Origin of the sequence: Proteus cibi (genome assembly GCF_003144405.1) — a bacterium.
Taxonomy (GTDB): domain Bacteria; phylum Pseudomonadota; class Gammaproteobacteria; order Enterobacterales; family Enterobacteriaceae; genus Proteus; species Proteus cibi.
Genome location: NZ_PENW01000026.1, coordinates 87696 through 102912 on the forward strand (window position 1 = coordinate 87696; position 15217 = coordinate 102912).

The following is a 15217-nucleotide window of genomic DNA, read 5'->3' on the forward strand; positions in this document are numbered from 1 at the left end:
CGTGTTACTGTGTTGATCTCATTTATGTTAAAAAAGCCACAGTAACACGATCTGAGCATAATAAAATTAGGCGCTCACACCTTTAAAGCGAACATCAAACTTACAACAGTTTATCGACTTCGTTATTGACGTAGAATGATTACCATTGCATTAGTGGCGGTACAACATCACCACATTGACCACGTTGGCGCAATGCATGATCGAGCAATACAATTGCCATCATTGCTTCTGCGATAGGGATAGCGCGTATTCCGACACAAGGATCATGACGACCTTTGGTTATCATATCGACTTCGTCACCCTCACGATTAATTGTTTTACCTGCAATAGTAATGCTAGATGTTGGTTTTAAAGCAATATGAGCAACAATTGGCTGACCACTACTAATTCCACCTAAAATGCCACCTGCATGGTTGCTAGTAAAACCATTCTTAGTGATTTCATCTCTATTTTCAGTGCCTTTTAGTGTTACAACACCGAAACCATCACCAATTTCAATGCCTTTCACAGCATTGATACTCATTAATGCGTGCGCTAAATCTGCATCTAGTCTGTCAAAAACAGGTTCACCAAATCCTACTGGCACCCCTTCTGCAACCACAGTGACTTTTGCACCAATCGAGTTGCCTTCTTTTTTAAGGGCACGCATATATTCATCAAGCGCTTCTAAACGAGAAGGATCTGGGCAGAAAAACGGATTGGTTTCAACGATAGACCAATCAACAAGATCACAAGTAATTGGACCTAATTGAGAAAGATAACCTTTTATTTCAATGCCCATTTTCTCTTTTAGGTATTTTTTGGCAATTGCACCGGCAGCAACACGCATTGCTGTTTCTCGCGCAGAAGAGCGTCCACCACCACGATAATCACGCAAACCATATTTTTGCTCATAGGTATAATCAGCATGACCGGGTCGAAAAACATCTTTAATTTCACTGTAATCTTGAGAACGTTGATCCGTGTTTTCAATCAGTAAACCAATGCTTGTCCCTGTGGTAACACCATTAAATACACCTGATAAAATACGAACTTGATCGGGTTCACGGCGTTGAGTGGTATAACGTGATGTTCCGGGTCTGCGTCTATCTAAGTCAACTTGTAAGTCAGCTTCTGTCAAAGGCAATCCAGGAGGTACACCATCAACAATGCAACCTAATGCAATACCATGAGACTCACCAAAAGTTGTGACTCTGAATAATTGTCCGATACTGTTTCCTGCCATCCCTTTATTCCTATCTTTTACTGTGTGATGTTATCAATATGTTATTTGCAATAAATAACAATCTACCGTCTCATTACTGTGACATCAACGTTTATCAATAGAAAAACTCTCTGAATATTCGACGAGCTGTTCACGAGTCAGCATAAAGACACCGATTCCACCATTTTCAAACTCAAGCCATGTAAATGGAACCTCAGGGAATTGCTCAATAAGATGAACCATACTATTCCCCACTTCACACACTAAAATACCTTTTTCACTCAGATATTCAGGGGCTTTTAGTAAAATTTGTCTTGTAATATCTAGGCCATCAATACCCGAAGCTAATGCTAATTCAGGTTCAACTTGGTATTCATCAGGTAAATCCCCCATATCTTCGACATCAACATACGGAGGATTTGTCACAATAATATCGTAAGGCGTCGGGACAATAGCGTTAAATAAATCTGATTGCATTGGGTAAACACGATGCACTAAACCGTGGTTTTCAATGTTGAATTCAGCGACTTCCAATGCATCTTCAGAAATATCAACCGCATCGACTTCAGCCTCTTCAAACTCATGAGCACAAGCAATCGCAATACAGCCACTTCCCGTACATAAGTCGAGAATACGTGTTGGTTCTTGCTGAATTAAACCATCAAAATGGTTATTGATTAATTCACCAATAGGAGAACGAGGGATAAGAACACGTTCATCAACATAAAATTCGTGACCACAGAACCAAGCGCTATGCGTTAAATAAGGGACTGGAATTTTTTGCTCAATTCGGCTTTCGATAAGTGTAATGATTTCCATTTTTTCAGAAGTCGTTAACTTCGTTGATAACAGTGCCTCTGGAATATCTAAAGGAAGTGCAATGGTTGGTAATACAAGCTGTAATGCCTCATCCCACGCGTTATCTGTGCCATGACCATAATAAATATCAGATGAATTAAACTGACTCATAGCCCAACGTAACATATCTAGGATCGTGCTTAGATCAGCAACCGCTTCCTCTTTTAGTGTTATATCCAAAACTGTTGTCCTCTGAAGAAATAGAAAGTCTGTAGTTTGCCATGAAGATGGCGATAAATCAGCGGGGAACCATAAAAAAACATCACTACATTATTGTTTTTTTGTCCATAACCATACATTAATTATGGTTTTAAACTTCAATTAGGTAATCAAAAACAAAATTTACGATCTACTCATAAATAGATATTGGTATTTTATACTTTTAATTTGACTTTTATTAGCAAGTTAATGAAATTAAACCATACTTAGAACATGAAAGAATTAACTGTGTACCAAAATGCGCCTATAGATGTTTTTCATTTAACATGCCGTCACTGGAAAGCGGATAACTCATTTTAAAGACTATTTTGATATCTTTTTATCGTAACCTGAAGATATAACAATGTGTTATGTTCCACAGATATTATGAGTAGAGCAACTTGTTAACCAGCCTATATTTGCTAACTATGTGACTATTTCGGCAGGGTAAATCCCCTGCCTTTTTTTATGCTAAATTTATAACCTATACTTTTTTATCTCTGACATTATTTCATGTACTATTGCCTGATAAAGACAGTAACACTATGAAGAATCGTAAAAAATGAATAAAAAATTTTCATTACCACCTTCTGAAATTGCGTTATTTCAGGAGATGATAAAAGGCACCAAGAAATTACCACAAGATAAAATACTGCATTCACCAAAACGTAAGAAAGTGACGCACTACGCTGTTGAACGTCTTCAACAAGAACAAGTTGATGCCTCTTACTATTTTTCAGATGAATTCCAGCCTAATTTAGCGACAGAAGGTCCAATGCGCTATTTAAGAGAAGGCGCTAATGCTTATGAATTAAAAAAGCTACGTCGTGGTGATTATATCCCTGAATTTTTTCTAGATTTGCATGGATTAACACAGCTAATTGCAAAGCAAGAGATTGGCGCATTGATTGCGGCATGTAGACGAGAACATGTTTATTGTGCCTGTATTATGCACGGTCACGGCAAACATATTTTAAAACAGCAAACACCACTTTGGTTAGCGCAACACCCCGATGTTATTGCTTTTCATCAAGCCCCAAAAGAATGGGGAGGCGATGCTGCATTATTAATATTAGTGGAAAACGACGATATTGCTCGTCGCTAAACCTCCAATTTCTATCGTATTAACCCTTAAATCACCTATCGGGTGAAATAAGGTGTTAATGACTTACTTAGCTAATTGATTTAAATTTTATTTCAATGTTGAGGGTGATACTTGCCATAACAACTCCCCTGCACCTTTTGATAAATCAAAATCAACACAAGCAATAGTTGATGTTGAAAACATAGGGGCACATACCGCCGGACAAAGTTCAGCAACAACATAGCCAACTAAAGGCAAGTGAGAAATAACAAGAATATTTTTATATCCTGCATCCCCCAAGGCACGTAAGTAATGTGCAACATGTGAAGGGTTTCCTCCGGGGATAAGTCCATCATCTGTCTCTATTTTACTAGGTAGGGCTAAATCTGTTTTTACTGCATCCAATGTCTGTTGAGCTCGTAAATAAGGGCTGACTAAAACATAATCGATAGTATGTCCTTGCTTTGTCATCCATTCAGCCATTTTTATTGATTCACTTTTCCCACGTTCAGTCAGTGGTCTTAGTGCATCGCTGGCTGCATCAAGAGCCGCTTCTCCGTGGCGCATAATAAAAATTTGCATAGTAAATTATTAAACCTATTTTATTTTTGTAATTACTGGTATTTATACTTTTAAGATACTTAATTTAATTCAGTTTAAATCAATATATCCTCATATAAAATCTTCAATACCCTAATTGCAATAGCATTATTCATCTTTTTAAGAACATGCTGTTGGTTTACAAATTAACATCATTTTTAGAATTTTATTTTAAAAAGCTTTGTTTTTAAATTTATTTTCAAATAACTATTTTTGCCATATCTGGCTATCATTAACACTTTCGACCCCTTTTTCCATTAAAAATTCACCAATTATTAATCTGACGCAAGAAGTACAAGAAAAAAGGCGCCTAAGCGCCTCAATCAAAACAAATGTCACAAAAGGGAAAAGCAATGGTAAAGCGATGATATCAGTCATAAAAACGTTCATTTCGTTTAGCCATTTCAACTAAACGCTCACAAGGACGATATTTATCCCCATATTTATCGGCAAGTTGGTTAAGTTTTTCTGCCACCTTTGTTGTTCCCATACTGTCCATATAACGAAATGGACCACCAAAAAAAGGAGGGAAGCCGATACCAAATACAGCACCAATATCACCATCTCGCGGTTGCTTTATAATATTTTCATCTAAACAACGGACTGCTTCATTTAACATTAATAATAAACAGCGTTCCGTAATTTCAGAGGAAGACAGCTGGTTTTTAGGCTTAATTTGTAATAGTCGGTATATAGCCGGATCAGGCTGTTTTTTATTTTTACCTAATGAGAAAGGTAATACATGTTTTGCATAAAGATAAAAACCGCGTCCATTTTTACGCCCTTTTCTGTCATCAGAAATAATGGCATCAACAGCAGGAGGAGAGGCAAATCTTTCACCAAATGCATTCACTAATATCGGCGTTATTTTTGTACCGATATCAATACCTACTTCATCCAATAACTGAATAGGTCCTACGGGGAAACCAAACTGTACAAGTGCTTTATCAATATTCTCAATAGGCTCTCCTTGTACTAGGCATGTCAATGCTTCACTGATATAAGGAGCAAGAATACGGTTAACATAAAATCCCGGTTTATCTCCAACAACTATTGCAACTTTGCCCTGTTTTTTAGCAAAAGCGACCGTTGTAGCAATCGTTTTTTCATCCGTATTTTCATGTGGAATAACTTCAACCAAAGGCATTTTTTCTACTGGACTAAAATAGTGAAGTCCGATCACTTTTTCTGGGTATTTTGCTGTTTCTGCAATTTTATGAATAGGAAGTGAAGAGGTATTTGAAGCAAAAATAATTTTGCCTTTACCCACGTCTTCAATATCTGCGACCATCTTCTGTTTTAAAGCCAAATCTTCAAAAACCGCTTCAACAATAATATTTGATTGATGAAAACCGCTGTAATCTAAGGAGCCAGAAAGTAGTCCCATTTGGCGCTGACGTTCACGTACGGATAATCTTTTCTTACTCACCTTGGCTGAAAGCGCTTTCCAACTATAATTCAGTGCCTGAGCAATTCCCTTATCGCTGATATCTTTAATTCTTGCAGGTAAATGACCTTTTGTCGCAGTGACAAAGGCAATACCGCCTCCCATTAACCCACCACCTAAAATACCAATATGGTGCAAATTATCTGGCTTTTCGGATGATCCTGTTTCATTTTTAAGTGCCGTAGAAGCAAAAAAGAGATGCCTTAATGCAGATGAAACGGGTGTCATAGCGAGTTCACCAAACGCATTTGCCTCTTCTTTAAACCCCGTTTGAATATCTTTTTCAAGACCACGTTCTATAACATGAAGAATACGATCTGCTGCTGGATAGTGACCTTTTGTTTTAGCTAATGTGCGTTTTTTAGCTTGCCCAAACAGTATATTTCTACCTAAAGTTGTGTTTGCCCAAAAACGATCCATCATCGAATGCTTTCTCTGCTCTTTTTTACCCGATAAGATCCATTTAGCAGCAACTTCCAATAGAATATCTTGTGAGACAACATCATTTACAAGACCTAATTTTAAGGCTCGTTTCGCATTAACTTGTCTACCCGTTAAGATCATATCTAACGCAGATGTCACACCAATAAGACGAGGTAAACGTTGAGTTCCGCCAGATCCTGGCAGTAATCCAAGTTGCACTTCAGGAAGCCCTAAACGCGTTTTGCTATTATCAGAACAAATTCGTCCATGACAGGCTAATGCCAATTCAAGCCCTCCGCCAAGGCATGCACCATTGATAGCAGCTACAACCGGCAATGGATAATTTTCAAGTTGAGTAAAAAGATCTTGCCCTGCTTTTGCGAGTGCACTCGCTTCTTCTTTGGTTTTACAACCTGCAATCATGGAGATATCCGCACCTGCAATAAAACTGTCTGTTTTACCTGAGGTGATAATTAATCCTTTTACTCCTGAGTGTTGCTGAGCTTGCCTTAAAACGTCTTGAAATTGCTGCACAAACTCTGCTTTCAGCGTATTTACTTTCTCACCAATAACATCAATAGTGATAACACCCACTTTGTCATTGCGAACTGAAAACTGAAAAACAGATGATTTTTCTAGTGTTGTGTGTTGTTGTTCCATTATTCCACCTCCAAAATCATCGCAGCGCCCAATCCACCCGCAGCACAAGCCGTAGTTAATCCGAATCCTCCACCTCGACGTTTAAGCTCATGGAGTGTCTGTGTGACCATTCTTGCGCCAGTTGCAGCAAATGGATGTCCATAAGCAATAGAGCCACCTAGCACATTAAATTTATCCATATCCACTTCTCCAATTGCCTTGGATAATCCTAGTTGCTCTTTAGCAAACCGTTCACTGGCAAACAATGTCAAATTACTGAGTGTTTGTGCTGCAAAAGCTTCATGCATATCAATTAACGTTAGATCACTCAATGCAAGACCTGCACGAGAAAGCGCTAATGGTGTGGCGTATGATGGCCCCAATAGCATATCTTTCCAGACATCTGTCGCTGTAAAAGCATAACTACGCAAATAGCCTAGCGGTTGATAACCAAGGCTTTTAGCAACGGATTCTTTCATCATTAATACAGCGGCTGCACCATCGGTTAATGGTGTACTGTTTGCCGCAGTGACACTACCATGGCGACGATCAAAAGCAGGTTTGAGTTTGGCATAAGAATCAAGAACAGAGTTTTTACGAATATTGTTATCTTGATGAAAGCCTTCTTTGTAAGGCGGAAAAAATGCAGTCATGACTTCATCATCTAATTTACCCATATCCCATGCTTTCGTTGCCAATTGATGAGAGCGATGCGCTAATTCATCTTGAGCTACTCTTGAAATATGGTAAGTCTTTGCCATTTGTTCCGCCGTATCTCCCATACGTAACCCCGTTGAATATTCAGCAACAGCAGGAGCCACAGGAAGGAGATCTCGAAATCGTAATTGGCTTAAATAACTTAATCGTTGACCTAATGATTTTGCTTTATTCAGGCTTAATAAAACGTCAGCTAATTTTTTACTAACACCGATAGGCAAAACTGAAGACGAATCAGCACCACCAGCAATACCGACAGAGACGTGTCCAGCCATCATACTTTCAGCAACATTAGCAATCGCCTGAAAGCTTGTTGCACATGCTCTTGTAACACTATAAGCATCCGTTTTAACACTTAATCCTGCCCCAAGCACAATTTCTCTGGCAATATTTGGTGCTTCTGGCATTTGAACCACTTGCCCAAAAACAAGTTGATCAATAATTTCGGGGGGAATTTCATTGCGAGTCACTAATTCTTGCACCACTGAACGCCCTAATTCAACCGCAGGTATTCCTCGATACGCAGTCGCTTGTTTAGCAAAAGGTAAGCGTAGCCCGCTAACAATAGCGATGCGATCTTTCATAGCACTGTTCGTTGATGACTTCATAACGGCTCCTGACAAAATGATTTCCTGACACCAAAGAGGTCTGACCTGATAATAGTGTTAACAAAAATTTCACTTTTCAGAAACGTCATTTTACGAGAAGTGGGAGTTAGCGCTCAATATTTCGATGGAATGTCTGAAACTTAACAATAATGATAGAAAAGGTGATGGAATGATCGAGAGAGATAAAAAAGGCTGTTGAATTTCAACAGCCTTAAATCTATTTATTTCAGAGGATTAACGTAATCCTAGCTGGAAAATTAGGTTTTCTGCTTCACAAGAGAATGTAAAATCCGCGGTTAGTTGAACACCACCATCAACATCCGCAAATTGTTGATTAATTTTGCAAGGCTCTGAAGCGATAGATTGTGCTTTCGCACTGAGTTGATCTAACATTGCTTGCGCTTGTACTTTATCAGCGAAGACATGCTGATAAGACGCTGTGCAATTCTTATTATCAATAATAGTACCCACATCTACACAACAGCAAGCAGCGGTTTCTTCTGCACTACAACGATTAATTGCGTCTGCCATTTTAGTCTCCCAACGAAAGAAATGTTAATTATCTATCATAATCACAAAAAAATAAAATAAACTGCTTTAGCTCAAATTTTATTACAATTTTACAAAAATAATTGATTATTCTGTTTATTTAACAATCAAAAATATCTTTATTGGGATATTTTGTGAAAAATATGTTAACCAAATCCCAATTATTGAATCTAAATAGCAATATTTATAAAACATACTTGCAACATTTAGGGTGATCAACTTTATACTTAATCAACTGGTCTGATTTGTCATAACGACAACCGCACCTAAAATCCAGCGCTTCTAATCAGAAGTTACTAACTTAAAAAAATGATGAGGGTTTAGGTCATGAACCGTAAAAACCTGTTTACTCGCACAGCACTCGCTGCCATTGTAGGAGCAATTTCCTCTCAAGCAGGCGCTGCCGGTTTTCAGTTAAATGAATATTCTACTTCAGCACTAGGGCGTGCATTTTCAGGGGAAGGTGTTATTGCCGATGATGCAAGCGTAGGTAGCCGCAACCCCGCTGCGCTTACCATGTTTGATCGTCCTGAATTCTCTGTTGGTGCTATCCATATTAACCCAAGCGTTGATATTAAAGGCAAATCACCGCTTACTGGTGCAAGCACTAACGCGGGTGATATTGCACCCAGTGCATTAGTCCCTAATATCCACTTTGTTGCTCCGATTAATGATAAATGGGCTATTGGTGCATCAGGTACAACAAACTTTGGTTTAGCCACTGATTTTAAAAAGGATTATGCCGCAGGTATTATTGGCGGTAAAACTGATTTAAAAACCATGAACTTAAACTTAAGTGCAGGTTACCGTGTGAATAATCAATTTAGCGTAGGTTTAGGGTTAAATGCTCTTTACGCTGATGCTGAAATCACACGTCATGCTGGTGAATTACCAGGAATGATTGGTCTTCCAGTATCACCTTCAGCACGCGTAGCCCAACTTAAAGGTGATGCATGGGGCTTTGGCTGGAACGCAGGTTTATTATATGAATTTGATGAAGGTAACCGTGTTAGTTTCACTTATCGTTCTAAAATCAAAGTGAAATTTAAAGATGGTGAATATCAAAATGATCTGCCTCCATCACCAATACTTGATAATCTGGGGATTATTGGTACTAATGGTCAAACAATCCCTGGCAAACTGGATTTAAATTTACCTGAAATTTGGGAATTTGCTGCTTATCACCGTGTTGCACCTAAATGGGCTGTTCACTATAACTTCGCTTATACAAGTTGGAGTGCCTTTGAAGAGTTAAGAGCCACTCGTAAAAGTGATGGACAGCAACTCTTCAAGAAAGAAGAAGGCTTCCGTGATGCATGGCGTGTGGCTTTAGGTACGACCTATTATCACGATGATAACTGGACATTCCGTACTGGTATTGCTTTCGATGATAGCCCAGTTCCTGCGGATAAGCGTTCTATCTCAATCCCTGACCAAGATCGTTTCTGGTTAAGTGCAGGGGCAACTTATGCATTTAATAAAGATATGTCTGTTGATGTTGGCTTAGCGTATATGCACGGTAAAAAAGTCACAATTAAAGAAAAATTGGCAGAATCACCACTTTCACCTACGTATGAGTTTGAATCATCAGGTAAAGCATGGTTATACGGTATGAACTTTAACTACCGTTTCTAATTTTTATAGCATTTTCATATAAAAATGGTCTTTTTTAAGACCATTTTTATTTTATTCATCAAGCTAAAAAGGTAATTCACTAATCAATCGAATCTAAGTCATCTTCAATGGCTTTCGCATTAGGATTTTCTTTTACAGTGCCATCTGCTTGGAAATCGTTACGCTGGAAATAAGCTTCACGCATCATTAAGTAAGGATCAGAAGAGTTTTGCAAAATCGCATCAGAGTCGAGCAATTGTGCCCGTGTTTCAATGCCTTCTAATGCCCATTTACCTGCTGACATCCAAAACGTTAGATAGCTCAACATTGGATAGGTTAAATCAGCCCAATCACCCCCCTCTTCACGAACAGTAAAGCTACCATAGCCAGGGACAACCACATAGGGACCATAATCCATGCCATAATGACCTAACGTGCTACCAAATCGCATTGGTACTTCTTTTTCCATTGTTTCTTTAGACATACCAGCGACATCGATTAATCCCCCCATGCCAAAGACGGTGTTGATCCAGAAACGACCAAAATGTTTTGCACCTTTTTCAAAGTCACCACGTAATACGCTGTTCACCATACTTGCAGGCTCTTCTAAATTACCTAAAAAGTTAGATAAGCCATTTCTTGCTGGTGGTGGCACATAATCACGCCAAACAACGGCAACTGGACGTAAGATATAGGGATCTAAAACATAGTAGTTAAAATCAAACATCTGGCGGTTAAACCCTTCCAATGGGTCAGAGCGCCCCTCCCCATTATTAGGGGTACTTGCACATCCTGAAAGTAAGGCGACTGAAAGAGCAACACCGCACAGGCGATACTTCATAATGTTCTCCGCTAATTATCTTATGATGAGCAGCATCATAGTTCGCATATTCATAAACTCTACACATAATACTGTCAATGCATGATAAGTGGTACTTTTATTAGGTTTTGATCTTATAAGATAATTCGGGTTTTGTGATTATCTTATTGAGCTGATTTTAAATATTGGCCCAATATTATGGGCTAATATAAAAATACACGATGTTATTTAATTATAATCTTTTATCACTAATCGCTCTTCTGGATCAGGGTACGAAAAATGCTGTGTAATAATATCAAACTCTGCATCTGTGGTTCTAAACGGATTAATACCGTTCTTGGGAATTTAGAAAATGATTTGGCTAACGTTGATTTACCAGAGCAAATTTTCCCACAGAAAAAATGCAAACAGATATCAAAAGTGAGTAATTGGGTCTGTTGTTCAACTGCTTGTGGAGAAAACATTTTAAACATTTTTTGTCCTTATCTTTGTGCCAGATAAGGAGTTAAAAATAAAAAACTCGCTTATCTGGCGGGTTCTTAATACAACCAATCCCCACCACTAAGTGATGGTAATAATAATTTCTGGGATGGTTGTAAAATATGACATAAAAATAAACCTTATAAATAGACTAAACAAAATTTAGCGATAATTTATTTTTAAACAAGAGCATATTTTTTAAAATCAAAGCGATAAATTAACTAATATTTAATTTACTTTTGAATATAAAGCGATTTTATTTCACTGCTATAGATAAAAAGTTATTTACTCTCACATTGACAACAACATGATGTTTTTCCAGATAATTTAGCCTCTTGAACAGGAGGGCAAGGGACTGTTCCATAAGAACAAAATACACAGCAGTCTCCTTCAAGGGGTTTTAATAAAGCATAACAATGCGTACATTCATAAAACCATTGGCAAGCATCTGTTGGCATTATTTCTATTTTTTTCGTATGGCAATGCGGGCAAGTAATTTCTGATTTCAGGTTGATTTGGCTGTTTAACATTTTATTTCCACATAAATTTATAAACATCATCTTTGTTATTTAGAATACGCTATTTGCATTTTTTCAATAGCGTATAAAATCAATATATTGTCTATTTATCTGTCAGTTGCCGATTGAAGACTTGTTGTTTTATTGCAGAAATATCAACATCTTCTAGATATTGAACAATATTAGGAAAAAAAAGTTCGTGATAGCCATACTCTTTTTTTCTTAATTCAGCAATTGCCTGCTCTTTTGTCCAATTTTCAAATATGATCCGATACATTGCTATAACAGTTCCTGTTCGATCACTACCATGCCAACAATGTACTAACACAGGATCAGACGTGTTATTAATTTTACGTAATACTTCAATAACGTCTTTATCAGTAATTCTACCTGCGTTCATTTTTACGTGGAAAGTTTCTAATTGTGTGCCATTTACATCATCACTATCACTATGATATTCGCGTAAGTTAATAATTGTTTTGATACCTTGGGCTTCTAACCATTTCATTTCACCCGGTGTCGGCTGTCCTGAACGATAAACTTTTTCTGAAACTTGATAAAAATTTTCTGGCGGGACGAGAATATCAGTGGGTCTAGAGTTACATCCCACTAATAGAAAAAAATAAGCGATAAATAAAAACTTCAAATATCGAGCATCATTTATTGATTTTATATCCATATAAAAACCTAACTTTATTATTAGTAGTTGAACAAAGAAGTAAAATCATAGCCTGAACAGATAGATACTGCTCTAGGAATAATATCTAAATTTACAGAATGGGGAATAGATGGCGTTCCCTACAGGGATCGAACCTGTAACTAGCCCTTAGGAGGGGCTTGTTATATCCATTTAACTAAGGGAACGTACGTAGGAAAATCAAGTGCAACTTATGGACGGGCTTTATTTTACCCCCCTCACTCTCTATTAATCAAGTTTTAACGCACTGATATTGGAAGGATTTTTTTTGTTTCTTTTTTAAACAACATAATTTAACTTAAACCCCCCCAATACATATCAGCGTCAATGATTATGTTTTTGCTTATAGATGCCTGTTTTATTAAAACTCTTTCAATTGTTTTAAAAACAATTTCGGCGAATATCCCATCTCTTTACTAAACATCGCACTAAAGGCACTCGGATTTTCATAACCTAGTTCTAAGGCAATTTCAGTGACAGAATCACCTTTCTTTAAAGCAGTTAACGCATACATTAAACACGCTTTTTGACGCCAATCTCGAAAAGAAAGACCGGTTTCTTTATGAAAAAGGCGAGTAAAAGTACGTAAGCTCTTATTTAATTTTTCAGCCCACATTTCTGGTGTCGTGCGAATATTAGGTTGCGACATAAATTCAGTACACAATTCATCTAATAAAGCGTGTTGTGGTAATGGTGTAAAATAAGGCAATGGCTTGGCTTGAGCTAATTCATGACAGAGCAAAGTCAATAATGCGCTATCTCGTCCACCCAAATCATAAAGTAAAGGAAGTTCATTAGCTGAAAGTAATAGCTGATGAAGCAGAGGGGAAACTTGTAAAACCTCACAATATTCTGAATAACGAGGAATTTTATTAGGCTCAATATAAAGACTATAAGTACTACTCCCCAACATGAGTACTTGATGTACTTTTTCTGCGGGTATCCACACACCACTATAAGGTAAGACAATCCATTGACCATCCTCTGTTTTGACTTTCATGACTCCATTAGGAGCATATAAAAATTGTGCTCGTCGATGATGGTGAGCATCAAGTAATGTGTCATAAGGATAATCCGAGCCTAATGCCAAAATATCACGAGGAAGATCATCCACACTGTTGATATCGATATTACGCATAATATTAAAATTGTCCTAAATTCGTATAAACTTGTCATTATTGCGTGGGTAAGCCATTACTTTATTCTATATTGTTAATCTCCTGACTCAACAGGAGATTTAAAATGACACTCTGGCTGATTTCTTTTGGTTTAATTTCAGGTATCACAACCTGGTTATTTGGCTTTGGCGGTGGTTTTGTCACTGTTCCCTTACTCTATACACTTATTCTGACACTCTGGGGAATAGACAGTTTGCCTGCTGAGCATGCTATGCAAATCGCGGTTGCGACCTCTGCATTAATTATGTTGTTTTCTGCAACAGTCACAACCATTAAACACCATAAAGCAAAAAGGCTTGATTGGAATATCATGTTCATTCTGTTTATTGGTATCGCTTTGGGTGGGATCTTAGGCGCTCTTCTCGCCTTAATGGTTGAAGGTGTGTGGATCAAATGGATCTTTATTGGTTATCTTTTTGTCACTATTTTAGACTGCTATTTTCGCCCCGGTTTTATGGCGCCTAGTTACAACTCGAAAAAAGTGACCAGAGTAAAAGAGAGCCTTAATGGTACAGTAATTGGGATTATTGCCGCTTTCCTAGGCGTGGGTGGAAGTGTGATGACTGTGCCGTTATTGCGTCGTAGAGGAACACCTATGGCACAATCCGCAGCCATGGCAAATGCATTAACCTTACCTTTAGCACTCACAGCCACATTCACTTATGTCGCCCTTTCTTTTACATCACCTTTAAATAGTGAATCTGGTTTCATTGGTTATATTTGGCTAAAAGCGGCACTTATTCTGATTTGTAGTACTTGGGTGGGATTGAAGATATCTGAACGCTTTTTATCTCGAATTCCCGATAAGTGGCATGCAAGAGTTTATCCTCTATTACTAAGTGTTGTTTTAATTGTCATGCTGTTTTAAATCCTCTCGTCTATACAGAAGGCATAAAAACAACAACAAACGAAAAAGCAATAATGCTACCTATAAAAATGGTGATTTTTAGTATTTAAAAAATATCGCCATTTTTAACATTTCCCCCCTCTTTTTCCTACGCGCTTTCACTTAACATTAATGCGATTAAGACACATAAAACAAAAAAACATCTCTTTTTGACAATTTCGACACAGTTCAATAACGATTAGTATCATTAATTAATATTTAAACATAATGAATAATAATTTATAAATCGTCTCGTGTTTAGTCTTAATCTGGACTCGTTTAATAGCGCATTTTTTGTACAAGTATAGCCTGGTTTATTTTTCTATTTTATTTGTATTTATCATCAAAATAATAAAGTTAGCTATTTTTTATAAGAAGATAATTTAAGAAGAAACGGGATTTAAATAGCATGAAAATTATTATTTATTCTGGTTTTTAAATAACAAATCAATTACAAAATGATGAGGTTTCGATATATAAATTATTATATATCGATGAGCTTTTTTGTCAAATTTAAATTATTATTAATCATACATTTCAAATACACTTTAATAAAATAGATTAATACCATAAGTTAGTGAATTTAAAAGAACAATTCGTAATCTCCATATCCTTTAAAATCCCCTATTCTTTCTCCAAAATTTTATAATAGTACGCAATAGAAGAAAATAATTATCATTTAATTTTGTCTATTTTA

14 protein-coding genes and 1 tRNA gene are annotated in these 15217 nt (G+C 37.1%); 3 read left to right on the top strand and 12 right to left on the bottom strand.

What is annotated here, in order from left to right; translation table 11 throughout:
* Positions 1-139: 139 nt before the first annotated feature.
* Together aroC and prmB are read right to left on the bottom strand one after the other, a co-directional pair.
* The gene (gene aroC / locus DK865_RS14120; RefSeq protein ID WP_023581680.1) at positions 140-1225 is read right to left on the bottom strand and encodes a chorismate synthase; all 1086 of its coding nucleotides are present in this window, start codon (positions 1223-1225) and stop codon (positions 140-142) included.
* A gap of 84 nt (positions 1226-1309) precedes the next feature.
* The gene (prmB, locus tag DK865_RS14125) at positions 1310-2188 is read right to left on the bottom strand and encodes a 50S ribosomal protein L3 N(5)-glutamine methyltransferase (protein ID WP_052026910.1); all 879 of its coding nucleotides are present in this window, start codon (positions 2186-2188) and stop codon (positions 1310-1312) included.
* Between the two features lie 634 nt (positions 2189-2822).
* On the opposite strand from prmB, the gene smrB reads away from it, so the two are divergent.
* On the top strand, positions 2823-3365 hold the full coding sequence (gene smrB, locus DK865_RS14130) for an endonuclease SmrB (protein WP_109392210.1): 543 nt from the start codon (positions 2823-2825) through the stop codon (positions 3363-3365).
* Between the two features lie 87 nt (positions 3366-3452).
* On the opposite strand, the gene sixA is transcribed toward smrB, so the two are convergent.
* From sixA to DK865_RS14150, 4 genes are all read right to left on the bottom strand, one after another.
* Positions 3453-3926, bottom strand: coding sequence for a phosphohistidine phosphatase SixA (gene sixA / locus DK865_RS14135; RefSeq protein ID WP_109392211.1), 474 nt, complete (start codon positions 3924-3926; stop codon positions 3453-3455).
* 388 nt (positions 3927-4314) lie between these two features.
* Positions 4315-6474: a fatty acid oxidation complex subunit alpha FadJ gene (fadJ, locus tag DK865_RS14140; RefSeq protein WP_109392212.1), complete on the bottom strand. Its 2160-nt coding sequence runs from the start codon at positions 6472-6474 to the stop codon at positions 4315-4317.
* Positions 6474-7778, bottom strand: coding sequence for an acetyl-CoA C-acyltransferase FadI (fadI, locus tag DK865_RS14145; protein ID WP_109392213.1), 1305 nt, complete (start codon positions 7776-7778; stop codon positions 6474-6476). Before fadI ends, fadJ begins: the two co-directional genes overlap by 1 nt.
* 234 nt (positions 7779-8012) lie before the next feature.
* On the bottom strand, positions 8013-8309 hold the full coding sequence (locus DK865_RS14150; protein WP_006533378.1) for a YfcZ/YiiS family protein: 297 nt from the start codon (positions 8307-8309) through the stop codon (positions 8013-8015).
* Positions 8310-8654: 345 nt separating this feature from the next.
* Between DK865_RS14150 and fadL the strand changes: the two genes are divergently transcribed.
* Positions 8655-9962: a long-chain fatty acid transporter FadL gene (fadL, locus tag DK865_RS14155; protein ID WP_023581674.1), complete on the top strand. Its 1308-nt coding sequence runs from the start codon at positions 8655-8657 to the stop codon at positions 9960-9962.
* 79 nt (positions 9963-10041) lie between these two features.
* Here the strand turns inward: fadL and mlaA are convergent, their stop codons facing one another.
* From mlaA to DK865_RS14185, 6 genes are all read right to left on the bottom strand, one after another.
* Positions 10042-10782: a phospholipid-binding lipoprotein MlaA gene (mlaA, locus tag DK865_RS14160; RefSeq protein WP_075670556.1), complete on the bottom strand. Its 741-nt coding sequence runs from the start codon at positions 10780-10782 to the stop codon at positions 10042-10044.
* Between the two features lie 227 nt (positions 10783-11009).
* Positions 11010-11234: a hypothetical protein gene (locus DK865_RS18750; protein ID WP_109392214.1), complete on the bottom strand. Its 225-nt coding sequence runs from the start codon at positions 11232-11234 to the stop codon at positions 11010-11012.
* 288 nt (positions 11235-11522) lie between these two features.
* Positions 11523-11771: a GDCCVxC domain-containing (seleno)protein gene (locus DK865_RS14170; protein WP_109392215.1), complete on the bottom strand. Its 249-nt coding sequence runs from the start codon at positions 11769-11771 to the stop codon at positions 11523-11525.
* Positions 11772-11862: 91 nt separating this feature from the next.
* Positions 11863-12438 carry a fused DSP-PTPase phosphatase/NAD kinase-like protein gene (locus DK865_RS14175; protein ID WP_109392216.1) on the bottom strand — a complete coding sequence of 192 codons (576 nt, stop codon included), beginning with the start codon at positions 12436-12438 and terminating at the stop codon, positions 11863-11865.
* 110 nt (positions 12439-12548) lie between these two features.
* A tRNA-Arg gene (locus DK865_RS14180) sits at positions 12549-12623 on the bottom strand.
* A 194-nt stretch (positions 12624-12817) separates the two neighbouring features.
* Entirely contained in the window at positions 12818-13594 is a 777-nt protein-coding gene (locus tag DK865_RS14185) for an AraC family transcriptional regulator (RefSeq protein WP_109392217.1), read from the bottom strand.
* A gap of 104 nt (positions 13595-13698) precedes the next feature.
* Here DK865_RS14185 and DK865_RS14190 point away from each other — a divergent pair, with 104 nt between their 5' ends.
* A complete protein-coding gene (locus DK865_RS14190; protein WP_023581665.1) occupies positions 13699-14502 on the top strand; it encodes a sulfite exporter TauE/SafE family protein in 804 nt (267 codons plus the stop codon).
* Positions 14503-15217 lie beyond the last annotated feature (715 nt).